Below are 20,348 nucleotides of genomic sequence, written 5' to 3'. Positions count from 1 at the left end.
TATTTCGTGATTGGCGGGCTGGACGTCGCGGCGGTCAAGCGCTGGGTACGCGCCATGCTCCGCTAGCGTGCATTTTTACTGAGCCAACTCAGAGGCCGCGATCGGCACCGACGGCGCCGGCCCACCCACAACCGGTTGATCGGCCGCGTCGGCAGCCGTGATCGGCTGCACTTTCAACCACTCCGGATTGACCTGCCGGTTCAGATGATTCGGCTCGCGTCCGCCCGCCGTGGGCGACGGGCCGAACACGCCGCGCACCGCGACGAATGCCAGCACGTTGGCAAGAAACAGAATGGCGATCGGCCAGCGAAGCATTATTGGTATTCCCGTCCAAAAAATTGAGCCGCTGTTGTCGAGATAGAGGGCCGTGATTCAGGCGCCGTGTTCCACCGCGTGCTCGGCGGCAATCAGCGCCAGGCCGGACAGCACGAGCGAATCGTGGCGAGTATGCGGCACTTTGAGCGCGCTCGCCACTTCATCCACGGCACCGCCGCTGACCACGAGGCGCACCGGCACCTGCCATTCATCCTGCAAGTCGCGCCACATCCGTTCGATCAAACCAGCCTGCGCCAGCGTGCAACCCGCCGATAGCGAGCGCGGCGTGTCCGTCGCGAAGAAGGGGCCGCGGCGGGGCGCGTCAGCGGGACCCGATCCGCTATCGGGCGTGAGCAGGCCGCGTGCCGCGTTGGCGTCGAGCGTGGGCAGTTGAGCGGTGTGCTCGCCGAGCGAGCGCATCATCAAGGTCCAGCCCGGCGCAATCAGGCCGCCGACAAAACAGCCGTCCGCGCGCAATGCCTCGAGCGTGGTCGCCGTGCCGAACGTTGCAATCAGCAGATGCTCGCCGGGAAACGCGGCGTGCGCGCCGATCATGCCGGCCCAGCGGTCGCTGCCGAGTGCATGCGGCGTGGTGTAGCTGTTGGTCACGCCGCATTGCTGCGCACGTGCGCGGATCGTCGTGAGCGGCAGGTGCGGCCAGCGCGCGTCGAGCAACGCGGCGATTCGCGCCGCGGCCTTTTCGCCCGCGACATTGGATAGCCATGCGCCGCACGGCGTGGGCAGCGTCGACCAGTCGGGAGAATCGTCGCCGCCATGCGTCAGTGCGCCGGACGCGAGCTGCGTACGGTTCGCGTGGACCATCGTCCATTTGATCCGGCTATTGCCCGCGTCGATCAGAAGATAAGGCGCGCCGCTCGTCATGCAGCACCGTCGACGAGACGCAGCGAGACGTCACCGGTAGCAATCGTCTGGCGGCCCGCACGCGTGTCGAGCAGCAACTGTCCCCGTTCGTCGACGCCTGCCGCCACGCCGCGCGCCAGTTCCTCGCCCTGTTCCAGCAGCACGACTTCGCGGCCCGCGTACGCATGTACCGCGTTCCAGCGCGCCTGGAACGACGCGAAGCCTTCTGCGCCGAAGCGCTGCAAGGCGGGTTCGAGCGCGTTCAGTTCGGCGGCGAGCGTGTCGGTGAGATTGGCGTTGGGCAGCGCGCGTTGCAGCGCGGTCGGCACGGTGCCGCGCGCTTGCGGCGGCGCGTTGGCGTTCAGCGCGCTGACCTTGGCCGCCAGTTCGTCGGCGCCCTTCACGTTGGTGCCGATACCGATCACCACGGCGCTTGCGTCGCCGGTGCTCCAGGCGGTTTCGATCAGAACGCCGGCCAGCTTGTCGCCTTCGAGCAGTACGTCGTTCGGCCATTTCAACGCGATCTGGCCAGGACCCGCGACCGGCAGCGAGCGCAGTCCGTCGACCAGGGCGACGCCCACCGCGAGGCTCAAGCCCGCCAATCCCTCAAGCGGACGCGGCAGCACACAGGCGACCGAAAACAGCAGCGCATTGCCCGGCTCTGCATACCACGGACGCCCACGGCGGCCACGCCCGGCGGTCTGCAGATAGGCGACCCGCACGATCGGCCGCGGCAGTGCGCCGGCTTTGCGCGGCAACGCTTTGACGCGAGTCATCAGGTCGGCATTGGTCGAGCCGGTTTCCTCGACGATTTCGATGGGCCAGTCGTGCGCGTGCGCGCCGAACAGCGCCACCGCACGCTCACGGTCGATACGCCAGTCGGCGCCGGTTGCGGACGACGCAGCGGCCGCCGCGCGTTGGGATGGAGTCTTGGAAGCATTCATGTCTCATATTGTAGCGACAGCCAACCCTATGGGGTTTTGAGCACGGCCCATCCGCCGCGCCTTCGTTACAATGGCCCCTAATCCGATAACCAGATTCTCGCGATCCTTGAACTACGACACTCCGCCCGGCCTTGAAGTCGCGGCAGGCAGCCAAGGCAAGATCGTCCGGCTCTCGGGCCAGTGGACGGCGCTCGCGCTCGCACGCGACAAGGCCACCGGGCACGTGATTCCCCAGTTGCGATCGCTGGCGGGCGCCCCGGGCATCGGTGCGTGGGACCTGTCGCGTATCACGAGAATGGACCACGTCGGCGGCCAGGCGTTATGGCGTGTGTGGGGCCACAAAATGCCTCCGGACACCGAACTGACCGATACGCAGCGCGATATTTTCGAGCGCATCGCGTTGCTCGATACGGTGCGCGAAAAAGCCGAACCGGTCGTCCGGTTCGACCCGTTCTCGCGCCTGGGTCTCGCGATCTTCTCGTTCTTCGAGCATCTGTACGGCGGCGTCAGCATGCTCGGGCGCGTGGTGCTCGATCTGTTCGCGATCGTGCGCAATCCGAAGGTCACGCCGTGGACCGAAATCTCGGCGAATGTGTATAACGCCGGCGCCAGAGCGCTGCCAATTACCGCGCTGGTCGCGTTCCTGATCGGCATCGTGTTGAGCTATCTGTCCGCGCAGCAACTGCGGCTCTTCGGCGCGAACCAGTTCATCGTCAATATTCTTGGGCTGGCGGTGATTCGTGAATTGGGGCCGGTGCTATCGGCGATTCTGGTGGCGGGGCGGTCGGGCTCGGCCATCACCGCGCAGATCGGCGTGATGCGGGTGACCGAAGAACTCGACGCGATGCGCGTGATGGGCATTCCGCACGGCCTGCGGCTGATTTTGCCGCGGGTGGTCGCGCTCGGTGTGGCGATGCCGCTGCTGGTCATGTGGACCAACGTCATCGCATTGACCGGCGGCGCGCTGGCTGCCAAGGTGGTGCTTGGCATCGACATGAGCTTCTTCGCGCGGGCGTTGCCCGGCGTGGTGCCGATCGCGAATCTGTGGATCGGGCTCGGCAAGGGCGTCGCGTTCGGCATGCTGATCGCGATCGTCGGCTGTCACTTCGGTTTCCGTATCAAGGCCAATTCGCAGAGTCTCGGCGAAGGCACGACGACCTCGGTGGTGACCTCGATCACCATCGTGATTCTCGCGGACGCGGTGTTCGCGATCCTCTTTCAGAGCGTGGGGCTAGGATGATCGCGCCACTTACCCAGGCCGTACGCGGCCAGCCGGTGCCATGTATCGCCGAACCGGTGATCGAAGTCATCGACATCACCAAGCGCTACGGCCGCAACATCGTGCATCAGCATCTGAATCTGGATGTGCGGCGCGGCGAGATCATGTCGATCGTCGGCGGCTCGGGTTCCGGCAAGACTACGCTGGTGCGGCAGATTCTCGGACTGGAGCGACCGTCGTCCGGCACTATCAAACTGTTCGGCGAGGACCTCGCGACCATCTCGCCGGAAACCGCACTGCTGATGCGCAGCCGCTCCGGCATGCTGTTCCAGCGCGGCGCGTTGTTCTCGTCGCTGTCGGTGTTCGACAACATCGCGCAGCCGGTGCGCGAACTCGGCAAGGTGCCTGAAGACCTGCTGCGCGACATCGTGATGCTCAAGCTCGAAATGGTCGGGTTGCCGTGCAAACATGCGTCGAAAATGCCGTCGGCGCTGTCGGGCGGGATGGTCAAGCGGGTCGGTATTGCGCGCGCGATTGCGCTCGAACCCGAGTTGCTGTTCCTCGACGAACCGACCGCCGGGCTCGATCCGCAGGCGTCCGATGAATTCGTCGAACTGATCTCCGCGCTGCATCGCGCGCTGGGCTTGACGGTGGTGATGGTCACGCATGACCTCGACACGATGATCGCGCTGTCCACCCGCGTGGCCGTGCTGGCCGATCGCAAGGTGCTGGTCGCCGCGCCGGTCGAAGAGGCGGCGGGCGTCGATCACCCGTTTATCCGCGAATATTTCCTCGGCCTGCGCGGGCGCCGCGCGTTGCAGGCGTTGCCGCCGGAGCGGCGCGCGAAGTTGCCGCGTGCCGCGCTCGAGGCGGCATCGTCCGAATTGCCGCTGTGAACCAGGGAAGCTGACAATGGAAAACAAAGCACATGCCTTTTGGGCCGGGCTCTTCACAGTAGTTCTGCTGGCGGCGATCGCAGTGGCGGCTTTTCTGTTCAATGTCGACCGCTCCGTGCGGGTGCCCTACGATCTGATCGCGCGCACCAACGTCACCGGGCTGTTCGCCGATGCAGCGGTGCGCTATCGGGGCCTCGACGTGGGCAAGGTGCAGTCGATCAAATTCGATCCGAGTCATCCGGGGCAGATTCTGGTCCGTATTCTGGTCGATACGCGTGCGCCGATTACCCATTCCACGTTCGGCAGCCTCGGGTTTCAGGGGGTGACGGGCATCGCCTTTATCCAGCTGGACGACAACGGCAAGGATTTGCGGCCGCTGCCGTCGTCGATTCACGATGTCGCGCAGTTGCCGATGCGTCCCGGTCTGCTCGATCAATTGCAGCAACGCGGCGACATCCTGCTGCGCAAGCTCGAAAAGGTCACGGACGACGTGAACAATATGCTGTCGCCGGAAATGGTCGCGCAGTTGCACGGCACGGCGGCCAGCATCCAGAAAGCCGCCGACGGCGTCGCCACGCTGACCCAGCAGATTGCGCCGGCTACCGGCAAGCTGCCCGGCACGATCGATCAACTGAATCGCACGCTAGCGTCGACCAATCAGCTGGTCACCAGCCTGAACCGTCCCGATGGTCCGTTCGAGATGAATCTGAATAAGGTCGGCACGGCCGCGCAGCAGGCCGGCAACGCGTTGGCGCAGATGAACGTGTCGGTGCAGGACCTGTCGGCGCGGGTCGGCTACGACACGCTGCCGCGCGTCAACTCGCTCGCTGACGATGTGCGCACGGCGGTCCGCTCGGTCGACCGGGCCGCCGACACGTTCAGCACCAACCCGCGCAGCGTGCTGTTTGGCGCACCGCGCCCGGCGCCGGGTCCCGGCGAAGCGGGCTTTACATGGCCGGCTGCCCACACCGCTCATTGACTCACCGAATTTGAAGTTTGAAGAAAGGAAGATTCTCATGTCACGCTCGATTAACCGATTGTTGTCCACGAGCGCCGCGCTCACGCTGCTGCTCGCGTTCGGCGTGCTGGCCGCTGGCTGCGCGGGCACGCCTGCCGCGCTCGCGGACATTCGCTATGACTTCGGGCCGCCGAATCCGGCGGCATCGGCGGGCACATTGCCGGCAGTGAAGGTGCTTGACGTCACCGCGCCCGCGACGCTGGAATCCGACCAGTTGATCTACCGGCTCAGCTACGCCGACGCGCAGCAGACCGCGTCGTACGCGAACAGCCACTGGACCATGATGCCGTCGCAACTGTTGACCCAGCGTCTGCGTAACGCGCTCAGTTCGCGCGGCACGGTGCTGACCGGTTCCGACGGTGTGGCCGCGCCAGTGTTGCGGGTCGATCTGACCGAGTTCGAACAGGTGTTCGACAGCCAGTCGGAGAGTCACGCCGCGATCGCCGCGCGCGTCACGCTGACGCAAAGCGGCAAGGTGCTCGGCCAGCGCACGTTTATCGCGCGTGCGCCGGCAAGTTCTGCGGATGCCGCCGGCGGTGCGCAGTCGCTTGCCGCGGCCAGCGACGACCTGGTCTCGCAAATCGGCGCGTGGCTCGGCGTGCAGGCGCTGGTCGCCGCCCAATGACGGGCTCGCAGCGCACGCAACGGAGCGCTGCATGAGCGAAAGACCCTGGCTGCGCCGGCCTTCGGCGCTGGCCCGGCAGGCGCTGCTGCTGTATGCCGCGTTGATCGTGTACGGTTCGTGGTATCCGTTTTCCGGCTGGCGCTCGCTCGGTATTGCGCCGTTTGCCTATCTGTCCGATCCCATGCCGCAGTATCTGACGGCGTTCGACGTCGTCACCAACGTGCTCGGCTATATGCCGTTCGGCGCGCTGGTGGTGCTCGCGGTCTATCCGCGCTGGCGTGGCACGCTGGCGGTTGCGTTGGCATTCGGGCTCGGCGGCGTGCTGTCGGGCGTGATGGAAGCCGTGCAGACCTATCTGCCGACGCGCGTCGCCTCCAACCTCGATCTGGCCGCGAACGCGCTGGGCGCGCTGCTTGGCGCGGCGATCATGTCGCCCGCGACTGGCGCGCTGCTCGATCGCGGTTTGCTGCGGCGCTTGCGGTTGCTGTGGTTCGAGCGCGATCGCGCGGCGCTCGCGTGTCTGATCGCCACGTGGCCGTTCGCGACGATGTACCCGGCGCCGCGTCTGTTCGGCCTTGGCAACTGGCCGCGCGCGTTATGGCTGCGTTTCGATTCGACGACCCAGGATGCGCTGCTCACATGGACGCCGCCAGGCTGGCACGTTGGCGCGTGGCCGGCGCTGGTCGCCGCGTGGTTGCCCGATGACGCGTGGGAAGCGGTCATCACGACGCTTAATCTGTTCGCCGCGCTGCTGTTGGCGTCGTTGCCGGTCAGACGCCATGCGCCGCGCGTGCGTCTGCTGATCCTCTTTATCGTCACGACCTTGTGCGTGAAGGTAGGCGCGACGTTCCTGCAGTCGCAGTCGGGTCTTGCGTTCGATTGGGCGACACCGGGAGCGCTGACGGGGCTCATTAGCGGCACCGTTCTTGCGCTCGCTGTGTTGCGTGTGCGACGTAGAGCGCGCGTGGCGCTGGCAGGCATAGCGCTGACGGTTGCGTTGGTATTCGTCAACCTGCTGCCGGTGAATCCGTATTTCGATGTCGTTCTGGCCGACTGGCGGCAAGGGCGCTATCTGCACTTCAACGGACTCGCGCATTGGCTCGCGTGGATCTGGCCTTATGCAGCGCTGATATGGATGGCCTACGTGGCCGAGCAGGCGTGGCTGAAGCGGCGGGTGAAGCGCCCGTAAGCACAGGCCCGGGCTCGCGAGCGGGCTTCTCACCGACGCTCGCGGCCACCGGCGCCGCTTACCCTCGCTCGCTATAATCGTCCGCACAACCGGCACGGCACTGTCACTGTGCTTACAACAGCATTCCCCACTCTTACACTCTCGCCCCGGACATCATGGACTCCTTCTACAAGCACCACGTCTTCTTCTGTCTCAATCAGCGGGACCCTGGCGCGGAGCGCCCGAGTTGCGCGAACTGCAACGCGCAGGAAATGCAGGAATACGCGAAAAAGCGGGTGAAGAAGCTCGGTCTTGCTGGCCCCGGCCAGGTGCGTATCAACAAGGCTGGCTGTCTGGACCGCTGCGAACTGGGACCGGCGCTGGTCGTGTATCCGGAAGGCGTCTGGTACACCTATGTCGACGAAACCGATATCGACGAGATCGTCGACTCGCATCTCGCGAACGGCAAAATCGTCGAGCGTCTGAAAATCGATTAACAAGCCTCGAATATGAACGTTCACACGAAGAAGTACCTGATTGACGGCCCGGTCGGCAAGCTCGAGGTCGCTCTGGATCTGCCCGACGAGATGCGCGAGAACGGCACCGCGCCGCGCGGGATTGCGCTGGTTGCGCATCCGCATCCGCTATTCGGCGGCACGATGGACAATAAGGTCGCGCAGACGCTCGCGCGCACGCTGGTTGGTCTGAACTACGTGGTGTACCGGTCGAATTTTCGTGGCGTCGGCCAGACTGAAGGCGAGCACGATGCGGGCATCGGCGAGCGCGACGATCTGCGCGCCGTGCTCGATCACATGCGCGCCGAAGCGGGGCAGGGTGATCTGCCGCTCGTGCTTGCGGGCTTTTCGTTTGGCACTTTCGTGTTGTCGCACGTGGCTGCGAAGTTGCGCGAAGAGGGCGTGGCGATCGAGCGGATGGTGTTCGTCGGCACGGCGGCAAGCCGCTGGGAGGTTGCGCCGGTGCCGGAAAACACGCTCGTGATCCACGGCGAAACCGACGACACGGTTCCCATTCAGTCCGTTTACGACTGGGCGCGTCCGCAGGAATTGCCGATTGTCGTGATTCCGGGGGCAGAACATTTTCTGCATCGCAAGCTGCATGTGCTGAAGCGGATCATCGTCGACGCATGGCGGTAAGTAGTCCGCTGCACGTATTTTTCGCGGTACAGGTACGCGAAAACGAGAATTTATCGGCAAGCTCTGAGCAAAGTTGGCGGAAATGGGCGCGTATAATGAGCGCTCTTTTTTGGGCGCAGCCCCGCCTGTCCGACAGTTCGCGCGACGCGTAGCCGCATTTCGCGCGCAGCGGTGACGGATGCAGGGCGAGCTGCGCGAACCGATCGCGTCGCCGGAAGTCCAATGGGCGCCGCGCCGTTTTACGGCCAGACGCTCGCCGACCGGCTCTTCCAAACAATGCGCCCTGCGCGCGATGTATTTTTCCGCACGAATCGACCCTATGCGTTTCTCCACCACCGGCCGCACGTCAATCCCGTCAGTAGTTTCTTCCGCTCCCCACAAACTTAGCCGTGCCGTTACCCTCGGCATCGTGTTGCCGGCCACGCTTGCCGCCAGCACCGCTTTCGCGCAAGTGCCGCCGCCGGCGGTCAACGCGCGTTCGTGGGTGCTGGTCGACGCCACCAGCAACCAAGTGCTCGCTTCAGGCAATGCCGACGAGCGCGTCGAACCGGCTTCGCTGACCAAGCTGATGACCGCGTATCTCGTCTTCGAAGCACTGCAGACGAAGAAGATCACGATGGACCAGACGGTGATGCCGAGCGAGGCGGTGCGTCGCGTGAAGACCGACGAGTCGCGCATGTTCATCGAGGCGAACAAGCCGGTGACCGTGCACGATCTCGTGTACGGCATGATCATCCAGTCGGGTAACGACGCCGCTATCGCGCTTGCCGAACTGGTTGGCGGCAGCGAGTCGCAGTTCGTCAACATGATGAACACCGAAGCGCAGCGCCTCGGTATGAAGCACACCCATTTCGCCGACGTGAACGGCATGCCCGACCCCCAGCACTACACCACGGCGGGCGACCTCGCGGTGCTGTCGGCGCGGCTGATTCGTGACTTCCCTGACTACTACAACATCTTCTCGGTCAAGGAATTCAAGTACAACAACATCAAGCAGCCGAACCGCAATCGTCTGCTGTGGATCGACCCGACCGTCGACGGTCTGAAGACCGGTCACACGCAAGCCGCTGGTTACTGCCTGATCGCGAGCGCGAAGCGTCCGCTGCCGGGCACGAACGACGCGTCGCGCCGTCTCGTCTCGGTGATGATGGGCGAGACCAAGGAACACGACCGCGTGCAGGACAGCCTGAAGATGCTGAACTACGGCTACACCGCGTACGACACGGTGCGTCTGTACAAGGCAGGTCAGGTGGTCGGCACGCCGCGCGTGTACAAGGGTTCGCAAGATAGCGTGCAGATCGGCGTGAAGAGCGACCAGTACATCACCGTGCCGAAGGGCATGGCCGACAAGGTGAAGCCGCAGATCGACCAGGTCGACACGCTGATCGCGCCGATCGCGAACGGTCAGCAGGTCGGCACGGCGAAACTGATCGCCGACGGCAAGGTGCTCGCGCAATTCCCGGTGGTCGCGTTGCAGGCAGTGCCGCAAGCGGGTGTGGTGGGCCGCGTGTGGGACTCGTTAATGCTGATGTTCAACAAGAAAAAATAAGAGCCAGGCCGCAATGTCCGCAGCAGTTTCTGATGTGTCGCCAGATCCGGTTGTTTATCTGAATGGCGAGTTGGTGCCGTTGTCCGAAGCGCGTGTGCCGGTTCTCGACCGCGGCTTTATTTTCGGCGACGGCATTTACGAAGTGGCGCCGCTGTATGCGCTCGAAGGCGGCCGCACGGCGTTCCGTTTGCCGCAGCATCTGGCGCGTCTCGCGCGTTCGGTCGACAAGATCGGCATCGTCAACCCGTTCAGCAACGACGGCTGGCGCAAGTTGATCGGGCGAGTGGTCAACGCGAACGAGGCCGCCGGCGGATTGCGTGCCGATCAGGACGCGATTGCCTATATTCAGGTGACGCGCGGTGTTGCCAAACGCGGCCACGCGTTCCCGGCCGGCGTTCAGCCGACCGTGTTCGTGATGGTCACGCCGCTGCATCTGCCGGATGCCGCGCAGCGCGCGCAGGGCGTGCGTTGCGTGAGCGCCGAGGATCGTCGCTGGCTCAATTGCGATATCAAGTCGGTGTCGTTGCTCGGCAACGTGCTGATGGCGCAATTCGCGGCTGAAAACGACGCGTTCGAGACGATCCAGTTCCGCGACGGCATGCTGACCGAAGGGTCGTCGTCGAATGTATGGATGGTGAAGGATGGCGTGTTGTCAGCGCCGCCGCGCAGCAACAAGATTCTCGAAGGGATTCGCTACGGGCTGATCGAAGAGCTCAGCGCCGAATGCGCTATTCGTTTCGAAGCACGCGAGATTACCGAGGCCGACCTGCGCGCAGCCGACGAGATCATCGTCAGCTCCGCGACGAAGGAAGTGCTGCCGGTCACGCAACTCGACGGCCAGCCTGTTGGCAGCGGCAAGCCGGGTGCAGTCTTTGCGGCGCTATATGCGGCATATCAGCGAGCCAAAGTTAAGGAAGCGCAGGAAGCGCAGCAAGGAGCAAAGCATGAATCAGCCGAACAATCCGAACGACTCGCTGTTTGAGTTTCCGTGCGATTTCCCGATCAAGGTCATGGGCAAATCGCATCCGGAGTTTGCCGAGACGATCGTCACGGTGGTCCGTCAGTTCGATAACGATGTCGACGCATCACGCGTGGAAACGCGTCCGTCCAGCGGCGGCACTTACACCGGCCTGACGGTCACGGTGCGGGCCACGAGCCGCGCGCATCTCGACGATATTTATCGCGCGCTGACCGGCCACCCGATGGTCAAAGTGGTGCTTTAAAGCTTTAAAACTTCAAAAGCTCCACCGAAGTTTCGTATCACGGCGTGACGCGCAATGCGTCCGCCGACAGACCGGCGCTTGCGGCGGGCCCCGCCTCGCAGGCCCGGTCGAACAGTTTCTTGAAGCGTCCCACCTCGTCGAACACCCAGTCGCGAAACGCCTTGACCCGCGCGGTTTCGATCATTTGCGGCGGGCAGATGAAGTAGTACTGCCACGGGCTCGGGCCATCCACGTCGAACAAGCGCACTAGCCGGCCTGCCGCGATTTCGTGCATGGCCAACGAGCGGCGGGTGAGCGCGACTCCCTGACCGTCAATTGCTGCCTGCAATAAGTTCGACGAATCCTGATACAGCACGCCGCGCTTCGGCTCAGGCCAGTCGGTAAGGCCGGCGGCGTCGAACCACGGACGCCACAGTTCGTCGTCGGAACGTAGCAGCGGGACTTTGGCCAGATCGGCCGGAACCTGTGGCAGTTTTCCACCATTGAAATTCGGCGAACAGGCCGGGAAGAAAATCTCCTCCAGTAACAGCTCCGCATGCAGGCCCGAATATTTGCCGAAGCCGAAACGGATCGCCACGTCGACGTCGTCGCGTGCGAAGTCTGTTAGCGCGTTGGTGGACAGCAGTTCGAGATCCCATTGCGGATGCGCCTCGATAAAGCTGCCGATGCGCGGTGTCACCCAACGTGCCGCGAACGACGACAGCATCGACACGACCAGGCGCCGCTCGCGGTCGCCGGCGCGGACCTCGCGGGTGGCGTCGGCGAGCGCCATCAGCGCGGTGCGCACGTGCGTCGCATAGCGACGGCCGGTGTCGGTGAGCCGTACGCGCTTGCCGTCGCGCGCGAATAGCGACACGCCCAGTTCCGCCTCGAGCGCGCGAATCTGGTGGCTGACCGCGCCGTGGGTGACGAACAGTTCGTCCGCGGCGCGCGAAAAGCTTTCGTGGCGGGCGGCGGCTTCGAACGCCTTGATCGCGTTCAGTGCGGGCAATTGCCGGAGATCCATCGCAATATTTCTCACATAGAGGTGAAAATTGATCGTTTTGCGTAACCCCTTGCTACACCTACGATTGTAGCCACGAAACGATTTTTGACGAGGGCATCATGCGAGAAATTTCCTCTAGTATCGCCTTTGAAATCCGCACAGGCGAAACGCTTCCGCTGAAGGTGGCGCGCAGTACCAAACTGGTCGTGCACGGCGGCGCGGTCTGGGTCACGCGCAGCGACGACATCCACGACTACTGGCTGCAACCCGGCCACACGCTGCGGCTACGTCGCGGCGAGCGGCTGTGGCTGAGCGGCGAGGGCGTCATGCCCGCGAAAGTGGCGTTTTCGGTGCCGACACGTTGCGACGAGCGCGCGTTGAACTGGCTGGCGCGGGTCGGTGAGCGACTGGTGGCGCGGATGCGCAGCGGCTGGCGTACGGTTTGACGGTTTGGCGGCGAGTCGGTGACCGAGGTGGTCCGGGATCGACAGCGGCAAGGGCGACGGCGTGTGCGTCGCCCGCTCCGCGTCGGCCTTTTGCTCATCAACCGTAGTTGGACGCCGCCGTCAATTCCTTGCCGTAGCGCATGGCGTTACGAGCCGGAATCCGCAGGCCGATATTCCGCCGCAAACTGCGTCGCCATCGATGTCTGCACTTTTGCACGGCCCAGCGGTGATGGCTGGGTCCGGAAAAAATGCCGCCATAACGCGCTAAACCAACCCCAGCCGGACTCCGCGCCCATTCGGTAGGCCTCGCGAGCCTGGCGGCCTCCGGCGCAGATTCCCACTTTTCGGTAAACTAGCGGGATTATGTCCGCCACCCCGGTTTCACCGTCTCCCTCGTCCGCCGTAGCGCCGCTCATGCTGCGCTGGCGCGGCAACGAACCCTACGAAGCCAGTTTCGACGCGATGCGCGCGTTCACCCACGCGCGTACCGCCGACACCCCCGACGAAATCTGGCTAGTCGAGCATCCACCCGTCTTCACGCTAGGCCAGGCCGGCGATCCGGCGCACCTGCTGGCCGCCGACAGCGGCATTCCTCTGGTCAAGGTCGACCGTGGCGGGCAGATCACGTATCACGGCCCCGGACAGGTGGTCGCTTACCTGCTGCTCGATTTACGCCGACGCAAGCTGATGGTGCGCGAGATGGTCACGCGTATCGAGCAGGCCGTGATCGACACCCTGGCGGCGTATAATCTCGCCGGAGAACGCAAGGCGGGCGCCCCGGGTATCTATGTGGCGCCTGGGCCAGACGCCGGGTTGCACGCCAGCGCCAAGATTGCGGCGCTGGGTCTGAAAATCCGCAACGGCTGTAGTTATCACGGCGCGAGCCTGAACGTGAAGATGGACCTGCGGCCGTTTCTGGCCATCAATCCATGCGGCTACGCGGGGCTCGAAACGGTCGATATGGCAACGCTGGGTGTTGCCGCCGGCTGGGACGACGTGGCCCGTACCTTTGCAGCATGCCTCACCGCAAACCTCGACGGCAGTCCCGCGGCCGTCGCCCAACCGCAGGCTGGTGCGCTCACCGCCTGACTGGACCGAACGAATGACTGACGTTACCGCGAACCTCGCAACTTCTTCCTCGCCCGATAGCGCGCCGGCTTCCGCCGCTGCCTACGACGCCACCGCGAAGCAGAAGGCGCAAGCCAAAACTGCCCGCATTCCGATCAAGATCGTCCCGATTGAAAAGCTGAAGAAACCGGACTGGATTCGCGTCAAGGCGGCCACCGGCAATTCGCGTTTCTACGAGATCAAGCAGATTCTGCGCGAACACAACCTGCACACGGTGTGTGAAGAAGCGAGCTGCCCGAATATCGGCGAATGCTTCGGCAAGGGCACGGCCACGTTCATGATCATGGGCGACAAGTGCACGCGCCGTTGCCCGTTCTGCGACGTCGGCCACGGCCGCCCCGATCCGCTCGATGTGGACGAACCGGGCAACCTCGCGCGCACTATCGCCGCGCTGAAGCTGAAATATGTGGTGATCACCAGCGTCGACCGTGACGATTTGCGTGACGGTGGCGCGGCTCACTTCGTGGAATGTATTCGTCAGACGCGCGAGTTGTCGCCGGAAACGCGTATTGAGATTCTGACGCCGGACTTCCGTGGCCGTCTCGATCGTGCGCTCGGCATTCTGAACGCCGCACCGCCCGACGTGATGAATCACAACCTCGAAACGGTGCCGCGTTTGTATAAGGAAGCGCGTCCGGGTTCGGACTACGCGCACTCGCTGAAGCTGCTGAAGGACTTCAAGGCGCTGCATCCGGAAGTCGCGACCAAGTCGGGCATCATGGTCGGCCTTGGCGAAACCGAGGAAGAAATTCTGCAGGTGATGCGCGATCTGCGCGAGCACAACGTCGACATGCTGACCATCGGCCAGTATCTGCAGCCGTCGGAACACCATCTGCCGGTGCGCTCGTACGTGCATCCGGACACGTTCAAGATGTACGAGGAAGAAGCGTACAAGATGGGCTTCACGCATGCGGCGGTCGGCGCAATGGTTCGTTCGAGCTATCACGCTGATTTGCAGGCACATGGGGCTGGTGTGGTCTGAACACCTTCTTCTGATTGACGCTGTTGAAAAAGCCCGCGAATGCGGGCTTTTTCATGTGCAAAACGACGCGATAGCGCGCATCGCCGACAAAGATAAAACCCGCGCCGACCTCACGAATTTTCGCGCCGCTTCAAATACCGCTGCGGACTTTCCCCCAGCGTTTTCCTGAACATCGAAGTGAACGCGCTCGGGCTTTGATAACCCAACTCGGCCGCTACCGATGCAACCGGCGAGCCCAGCGCAAGCCGCGCCACCGCCTCCACCAACCGCAACTGCTGCCGCCACTGGCCAAAACTCAGGCCCGTTTCGTCGCGAAACAGGCGCGCCAGGGTTCGCGTGCTTGCACCCACGCGGGCGCCCCAGACATCGATCGTGTCGTTGTTCTGGGGGCACAGCAGCAACTGCTCGCAGACGCCCCGCAGCCGCCGGTCCGTGGGAAGGGGAAGCGTGCCGCTCAAGGCCGCCGGCGCGTGCGTCAGCTCGAAGAGAAACAGCGGCAATGCCAGTTTGGCTCGCCTCGTATCGCTGTCGCCGGAACTCACGGCTAGCGCGACCAGCGACGCGTCCATCAACTGGCCCACCTGCAACACGCGGCACTGCGTCCAGCTTTTCAATTCCGCCGACGCACCTGCATCCGCATACACAGTACGCACCGACACCTCGCCGATGGCGTGAAGCTCATGCAGCATCCCCGGCGGCAGCCAGATTGCCTGAAACGGAGCGAGCATCCAGATCCCGGTGGGCGTCAACACCCGCACAACGCCCCGCGTGACGTAAATCAGTTGCGCTTCTTCGTGAGCGTGCCACGGGTCCCGGTAGCCATCCTCGACTTCCCACATGCGCGCGACGAGCGGATTGTCTCCATCCGTGCGAATCGGCAGGAAACGCTGCCGCCATACCGGTTCCAGATTTTCAAACTTTTCTAATTTCATCGAGTTTCAGCAACTTTTTGGCAGGATCGCGATAGAACTTGTCATCACGGCGGATGCAGGTCGAATGTAAGCTTCTTCCTGTCTAGCCGGGTAGAAAGTTCGGCAGCAACCAGTAATAATTCTCATTCTTGCATAGATCAATGCACGATCTTCACGCCACGACGGGCGCGGCATGAACCGCCCCGCATCCTCATAGCGCCCTGACCGGCGCGTCCCCTGGTTTTTAGAGAAGCCGCTGCGAGCCCTGCGACTCGCAGGCGCGTGCTTGCGTGCGCGCTTTTTCGGCGGAAACAGCGGCGTCCTGGAGACCGATTGGGAAGATGGCCGGAAGGAGATCACAACGTGTGTGGCGCAAGCCAGCCGCACGTCGGAAGCGAAGCGATAACAACCCGAGAACGAGGGGAGCGACGGCCGCCCGGCCGGTGTCCCCCGAACAAGGCTCGCCGGGATGGCAGCCGCACACTAGTGGAGAGCAACGAGAGATGGAGTGGGCAACAAGCACGCGCGTGCGCGCGATTTCGGCCGCCGCGGGGATGGCGTTTTATGCAGCGGCGACGAGCCACGTTTATGCGCAGGCGGAGCAATCGCCGCCGTCAGCTCAATCGCCAGGGCCGGCCCAGTCGCCGCCATCGTCGGCTAAACAAACAGGCAGCGCCACGACCCAGCCAACCGCGAGCGCCAACACGTTGCCCGCGATCGCGGTGTCGGGGAATACCGACAAGGACGCGACCGTCGGTCTCGTCGCGCGCCGCAGCGTCACCGGGACCAAGACCGATACGCCCATCAACGAAACGCCGCAGACGATCAACGTGGTCACCGCGCAGCAGATCGAGATGACGCGTGCGACGGACATCAACCAGGCGCTGCGTTACGTGCCGGGTTTCTCCACCTACAGTTCGGACAATCGCTCCGACTGGTATGCGGCGCTGCGAGGCTTCACGCCGACGCTGTTCGTGGACGGCCTGTCGGTGCCCAACACGATCAATCTGGCCAGTTGGCGTGTCGATCCGTACATGATCGAGAGCCTGAGCGTGTTGCGCGGCCCGACCTCGGTGCTCTACGGGCAGGGCGATCCGGGCGCGATCGTCGACGTGCAAAGCAAGCTCGCGAATGGCGAGCGCATCCGCGAGGTCGAAGTGCAGGTGGGCAACTATGCGCGCAAGCAGATCGCCTTCGATATCGGCGACAAGATCGGTGATGACGGACGGCTGTCGTACCGCGTCTTGGGCGTCGCGCGTGACGGCAATGTCGAGGTTGGGCCGAAGGCCGATCAACGTGTGGCGCTGTCGCCGTCGATTAAATGGCAGCCGAGTGCGGCCACTTCGTTCACGCTGTACGCGACCTATCTGCAGGACTGGACCGACACGGCGAGCAACTTCCTGCCGGTCTACGGCACGGTGTTGCCGAACCCGAACGGCAAGATTCCGGCCGATCTCTACGTCGGCGATCCGGGCTTCGACAAGTACGGAAAGAAACAGGCATCGGTCGGCTACAAGTTCGAGCATCAGTTCAACGACATCTGGACCGTGCGGCAAAGCGCGCGCTTCATGCACCTGTCGACCGACGACTGGTCGGTGTACGGCGGCGGTCTCGACGACGCCGATCCGACGATGGCGTCGCTGACCCGTTATGCAGGGATTTTCCGGTACAACTACAACCGCTTCGACGTCGACAATCAGGCGCAGGCGAACTTCCGCACGGGCGAGCTTGAACATACGGTGCTGGTCGGTATGGAGTACAACCGCCAGACCACGACTGACAGCGAGTCACTCGCGCTCGCGCCGGACCTGAACCTGTTCAATCCGGTCTACACGCCGGTGACACCGGCGATTTTCTCGACGGATGCCGCGTATCCGCGCACCGACATCAAGAGTTCGATGGACGCGTTCGGCGTGTATCTGCAGGATCAGATCAAGTGGCGGCGCTGGGTCTTCACCGCGGGTGGCCGTCAGGACTGGTCGGTGACGACGCAGAACGATCTGGTTGGCGGCACGCAGCAGACGCAGAGCGATCACGCGTTCAGCGGACGGGTCGGCGTGACGTACCTCGGCGACTACGGTTTGTCGCCGTACATCAGCTATTCGACCTCGTTCAATCCGCTGCTCGGCGTGAACCTGGCGAGTGGCGAAATTGCTGCGCCCACCCGGGGGCGTCAGATCGAAGCGGGTCTACGCTGGCAACCGCCCGGCAAGAACCTGATGCTGAATGCGGCGATCTATCAGATCAACCAGACCAACGTCGCAACGCCTAACCTCGCGGACCCGACCTTGAGCACCTACGTGCAAACCGGCGAGGTGCGCTCGCGCGGCATCGAACTCAGTGCGGTCGGCAAGGTGACGAACAATCTGTCGATCATCGCGGCGTACGTCTATCAGGACGTGAAGAACGTCGTGGCGAACGACGATTCGCTGAACAAGTGGCCGGTCGACATTCCGCGTCCGCGTCAGATGGCGTCGCTGTGGGCCGACTGGACGTGGCACACGGGCGTTCTCGCAGGGCTCGGTTTCGGCGCGGGCGTGCGGTATCAAAGCTCGGCGGCGGGGGCATCGGACAACTCGATTTCGGTGCCGAGCTACACGCTCTACGATGCGGCCGTGCACTACGACACACGCGACTGGCGGTTCGCGGTCAACGCGTCGAATATTTTCAACCGTACCTATGTGGGCGGTTGCCAGTCGGCCAGCGTGTGCATTTACGGCAATCCGCGTACGGTGATCGCTTCGGCGAGGTACAACTGGTAAGTGCGGTTGCCGTCGCAGTCGTCGTCGCGTAATTGCGTGACAGGGAGATTGGGTGTCCTCGACATCCAGTCTTCGTCAGCGCGCCGCGCGGTCAACCAAAGATCTACGCAAACATAGCTTTGCGTCTACGCCAGAACAACCTCCTCTAGCGTCTTCTTCAGTGCGGCAAAATCGGCGGCTTCGACCGCCTTTTTATTCGTGACGAGCACATCGATCCGGTCGACCGCGCAATACGAAATACGGCTGTGTTGGCCGATCTTGCTGTAGTCGGCGAGGATGGCGACACGATCTGCATTCGCAACCATCGCGCGCGCTACTTCGGTTTCCGCGTGATCGTAACTGGTCGCACCATGCCGGTGATCGACTCCGACCGGCGACAGCAGCGCCAGGTCCGCGCGATAACGGTGGATGTCGAGCACGGTCGTTGCGCCGGTCGTCGCCATCGTGCGGTCGCCGATCGATCCGCCCAACAGAATGACTTCGTTGGCCGCGTCGGCCTGTTCGGCCACGCCGCGCATTTTCAGCGCGACGTCGATGGAATTCGTCACGACGGTCAGATTGGCCAGCTTCGCCAGTTCTTCGGCGAGCGCTGCCGTGGTCGTGCCCGCATCGACAAACAGCGTCTGGCCGCTTGCGATCAAACCGACCGCCGCTTTCGCGATCGCCGTTTTGGCTTTGACGCGCAGGTGAGCGCGTTCGGCAATTGGTGCTTCGTCGGCGGGCCTGATCGCACCGCCATGCACGCGACGCAGTTCGCCGAGTGCTTCGAGATCGAGCAGGTCGCGCCGCACGGTTTCACGCGAGACCCCGAGGTCCGCCATGATCCGCTCGGTCGACACACGTTGCAGCGTGGACAGCAACGCGCGAATTCTCTGATGACGGTCTTCCTGCCACATGCATTTTTCCCTCAAGGAGACGCGCGGTGAAGCGTTCGAATCGATAGCTGCATCGTGGACATGGATGTGTGTCCGAACGATGTCAAGCGTACCGTTTTCGCCAGATTGTGTTGTATTTTTTTGGCAGCTTGCAACTTTGTGTATTTCATTTTAGCCTTCGCAAATCAAACATTGCGCGTGTTCTCTCGCGCGATGAAGCGCGTGGTCAGCTTCGTCATCCTGACAAAGATCTTGCAGCATAGATTCGGTATCCACGCGATAGGTGCGGGAAAACGCGCGATACTACGCGCGGGTCTCGCACGTAGTATCTGACGCCTGAATTCGCTATGCATCGCGGTTGCCTGATAGCCCGATGCGTTAAGGCAGCCGCAACCGTGTCGAGAACAAAACCAACCGCTTTATCAGGAAGGTAACGAGACGTGGCAAACGGGATTGATCGATGGCCTTACCCGCGACTGGTCGCGCATCGCTGCGGCGGCACGCTCGCGCCGGAGAACACGCTGGCCGGTTTCGACGCGTGTATGCGCTATGGCTACCGGATGGTCGAATTCGACGCCAAGCTTTCCGCCGATAACGAAGTCTTCCTGCTGCACGACGACACGCTCGATCGCACCACCAACGGCCACGGCGCCGCCGCGGAGCACAGCTGGCAGCAACTCGCCACGCTCGATGCGGGCGCCTGGCGCGGTCAGCAATTCGACGGTACGCGTCTGCCGACACTTGCGGAAGCGGCGCAACGCTGCAAGCGCGACAACATCGCCGCCAACATTGAAATCAAACCGTGTCCGGGCCGGGACGTGATCACCGGCACGCTGGTGGCGCAACGCGCGTCGACCTTGTGGCAAGGGCAAACGCCGCCGCTCCTCTCATCGTTTTCATTCGACGCACTCACCGCCGCGCGCGACGCCGCGCCGTCGCTGCAACGCGGCATGCTATTCGAAGAAGTGCCGACGGATTGGCTGCGTATCGTGCGTGAGCTGGAGTGCGTGTCGTTGCATGCGAGCCACCGCTATCTGAGTGAGCCGCTGGTCGCGCAGATTCATGCAGAAGGACTATGCGTGCTGGCGTACACCGTGAATGACCCGGCGCGCGCGCGACTGCTCGCGCAATGGGGTGTCGACATGATCTGTACCGATCGCCTTGATATCTTGCCGCATGACATGTTGTCCGCGCTGGCCGATCCTGCCTGAAACGAGGCAAACGACGAGGCAAGCGCGGTTGTTCAAATCAGACATTTTCCAAACGTAGCAATTTCGGCAAAGGATG

General features: G+C 63.3%; 21 protein-coding genes. 15 read left to right on the top strand and 6 right to left on the bottom strand.

The window, feature by feature from the left end:
• Positions 1-75: 75 nt before the first annotated feature.
• Genes LMG28727_RS19480 through LMG28727_RS19470 form a run of 3 tightly spaced genes read right to left on the bottom strand, consistent with a single transcriptional unit; the run spans position 76 to position 2,120 of the window.
• Positions 76-315 carry a hypothetical protein gene (locus LMG28727_RS19480; RefSeq protein ID WP_201643936.1) on the bottom strand — a complete coding sequence of 80 codons (240 nt, stop codon included), beginning with the start codon at positions 313-315 and terminating at the stop codon, positions 76-78.
• A gap of 57 nt (positions 316-372) precedes the next feature.
• Positions 373-1,197 (bottom strand): type III pantothenate kinase, encoded by an 825-nt coding sequence (locus LMG28727_RS19475; protein ID WP_201643935.1) that lies wholly within the window; start codon positions 1,195-1,197, stop codon positions 373-375.
• Positions 1,194-2,120 carry a biotin--[acetyl-CoA-carboxylase] ligase gene (locus tag LMG28727_RS19470; protein ID WP_201643934.1) on the bottom strand — a complete coding sequence of 309 codons (927 nt, stop codon included), beginning with the start codon at positions 2,118-2,120 and terminating at the stop codon, positions 1,194-1,196. Before LMG28727_RS19470 ends, LMG28727_RS19475 begins: the two co-directional genes overlap by 4 nt.
• Positions 2,121-2,226: 106 nt before the next feature.
• Here LMG28727_RS19470 and LMG28727_RS19465 point away from each other — a divergent pair, with 106 nt between their 5' ends.
• From LMG28727_RS19465 to LMG28727_RS19420, 10 genes are all read left to right on the top strand, one after another.
• Complete coding sequence (locus tag LMG28727_RS19465) at positions 2,227-3,360, top strand: MlaE family ABC transporter permease (protein WP_201643933.1); 1,134 nt, start codon at positions 2,227-2,229, stop codon at positions 3,358-3,360.
• Positions 3,357-4,235 carry an ABC transporter ATP-binding protein gene (locus tag LMG28727_RS19460; RefSeq protein WP_201643932.1) on the top strand — a complete coding sequence of 293 codons (879 nt, stop codon included), beginning with the start codon at positions 3,357-3,359 and terminating at the stop codon, positions 4,233-4,235. The genes LMG28727_RS19465 and LMG28727_RS19460 overlap by 4 nt, the downstream gene beginning before the upstream one ends.
• 16 nt (positions 4,236-4,251) lie before the next feature.
• Positions 4,252-5,214 carry an MlaD family protein gene (locus LMG28727_RS19455; protein ID WP_201643931.1) on the top strand — a complete coding sequence of 321 codons (963 nt, stop codon included), beginning with the start codon at positions 4,252-4,254 and terminating at the stop codon, positions 5,212-5,214.
• Between the two features lie 37 nt (positions 5,215-5,251).
• Complete coding sequence (locus LMG28727_RS19450; RefSeq protein ID WP_201643930.1) at positions 5,252-5,878, top strand: ABC-type transport auxiliary lipoprotein family protein; 627 nt, start codon at positions 5,252-5,254, stop codon at positions 5,876-5,878.
• Positions 5,879-5,909: 31 nt separating this feature from the next.
• Positions 5,910-7,067: a VanZ family protein gene (locus LMG28727_RS19445; protein ID WP_201643929.1), complete on the top strand. Its 1,158-nt coding sequence runs from the start codon at positions 5,910-5,912 to the stop codon at positions 7,065-7,067.
• Positions 7,068-7,222: 155 nt separating this feature from the next.
• The gene (locus LMG28727_RS19440; protein ID WP_201643928.1) at positions 7,223-7,543 is read left to right on the top strand and encodes a (2Fe-2S) ferredoxin domain-containing protein; all 321 of its coding nucleotides are present in this window, start codon (positions 7,223-7,225) and stop codon (positions 7,541-7,543) included.
• 12 nt (positions 7,544-7,555) lie between these two features.
• Positions 7,556-8,200 (top strand): alpha/beta hydrolase, encoded by a 645-nt coding sequence (locus LMG28727_RS19435; RefSeq protein WP_201643927.1) that lies wholly within the window; start codon positions 7,556-7,558, stop codon positions 8,198-8,200.
• A 319-nt stretch (positions 8,201-8,519) separates the two neighbouring features.
• Positions 8,520-9,749: a D-alanyl-D-alanine carboxypeptidase family protein gene (locus LMG28727_RS19430; RefSeq protein ID WP_201643926.1), complete on the top strand. Its 1,230-nt coding sequence runs from the start codon at positions 8,520-8,522 to the stop codon at positions 9,747-9,749.
• A 13-nt stretch (positions 9,750-9,762) separates the two neighbouring features.
• A complete protein-coding gene (locus LMG28727_RS19425; RefSeq protein WP_201643925.1) occupies positions 9,763-10,731 on the top strand; it encodes a D-amino acid aminotransferase in 969 nt (322 codons plus the stop codon).
• Positions 10,694-10,972: a DUF493 family protein gene (locus tag LMG28727_RS19420; RefSeq protein ID WP_201643924.1), complete on the top strand. Its 279-nt coding sequence runs from the start codon at positions 10,694-10,696 to the stop codon at positions 10,970-10,972. Before LMG28727_RS19425 ends, LMG28727_RS19420 begins: the two co-directional genes overlap by 38 nt.
• Before the next feature lie 37 nt (positions 10,973-11,009).
• Here the strand turns inward: LMG28727_RS19420 and LMG28727_RS19415 are convergent, their stop codons facing one another.
• Positions 11,010-11,978 carry a transcriptional regulator GcvA gene (locus tag LMG28727_RS19415; RefSeq protein ID WP_201643923.1) on the bottom strand — a complete coding sequence of 323 codons (969 nt, stop codon included), beginning with the start codon at positions 11,976-11,978 and terminating at the stop codon, positions 11,010-11,012.
• Between the two features lie 98 nt (positions 11,979-12,076).
• Here LMG28727_RS19415 and LMG28727_RS19410 point away from each other — a divergent pair, with 98 nt between their 5' ends.
• The 3 genes from LMG28727_RS19410 (at position 12,077) to lipA (ending at position 14,513) form a co-directional block, all read left to right on the top strand.
• On the top strand, positions 12,077-12,403 hold the full coding sequence (locus LMG28727_RS19410) for a DUF2917 domain-containing protein (RefSeq protein ID WP_201643922.1): 327 nt from the start codon (positions 12,077-12,079) through the stop codon (positions 12,401-12,403).
• A 363-nt stretch (positions 12,404-12,766) separates the two neighbouring features.
• Positions 12,767-13,492, top strand: coding sequence for a lipoyl(octanoyl) transferase LipB (lipB, locus tag LMG28727_RS19405; protein WP_201643921.1), 726 nt, complete (start codon positions 12,767-12,769; stop codon positions 13,490-13,492).
• Between the two features lie 13 nt (positions 13,493-13,505).
• Positions 13,506-14,513, top strand: a complete 1,008-nt coding sequence (lipA, locus tag LMG28727_RS19400) for a lipoyl synthase (RefSeq protein ID WP_201643920.1) — start codon at positions 13,506-13,508, stop codon at positions 14,511-14,513.
• A gap of 110 nt (positions 14,514-14,623) precedes the next feature.
• Here the strand turns inward: lipA and LMG28727_RS19395 are convergent, their stop codons facing one another.
• Positions 14,624-15,445 (bottom strand): AraC family transcriptional regulator, encoded by an 822-nt coding sequence (locus LMG28727_RS19395; protein WP_201643919.1) that lies wholly within the window; start codon positions 15,443-15,445, stop codon positions 14,624-14,626.
• Between the two features lie 482 nt (positions 15,446-15,927).
• Between LMG28727_RS19395 and LMG28727_RS19390 the strand changes: the two genes are divergently transcribed.
• A complete protein-coding gene (locus LMG28727_RS19390) occupies positions 15,928-18,186 on the top strand; it encodes a TonB-dependent siderophore receptor (RefSeq protein WP_201643918.1) in 2,259 nt (752 codons plus the stop codon).
• Positions 18,187-18,311: 125 nt separating this feature from the next.
• On the opposite strand, the gene LMG28727_RS19385 is transcribed toward LMG28727_RS19390, so the two are convergent.
• A complete protein-coding gene (locus LMG28727_RS19385) occupies positions 18,312-19,082 on the bottom strand; it encodes a DeoR/GlpR family DNA-binding transcription regulator (RefSeq protein ID WP_201643917.1) in 771 nt (256 codons plus the stop codon).
• Between the two features lie 419 nt (positions 19,083-19,501).
• On the opposite strand from LMG28727_RS19385, the gene ugpQ reads away from it, so the two are divergent.
• Positions 19,502-20,272, top strand: a complete 771-nt coding sequence (gene ugpQ, locus LMG28727_RS19380; protein ID WP_201643916.1) for a glycerophosphodiester phosphodiesterase — start codon at positions 19,502-19,504, stop codon at positions 20,270-20,272.
• The last annotated feature ends 76 nt before the right edge of the window (positions 20,273-20,348 follow it).

This window comes from Paraburkholderia metrosideri, assembly GCF_904848625.1.
In the GTDB taxonomy this organism is placed as follows: domain Bacteria; phylum Pseudomonadota; class Gammaproteobacteria; order Burkholderiales; family Burkholderiaceae; genus Paraburkholderia; species Paraburkholderia metrosideri.
Note: the sequence above shows the minus strand (reverse complement) of the source record. Positions and strands in the feature narration are given on the sequence as shown.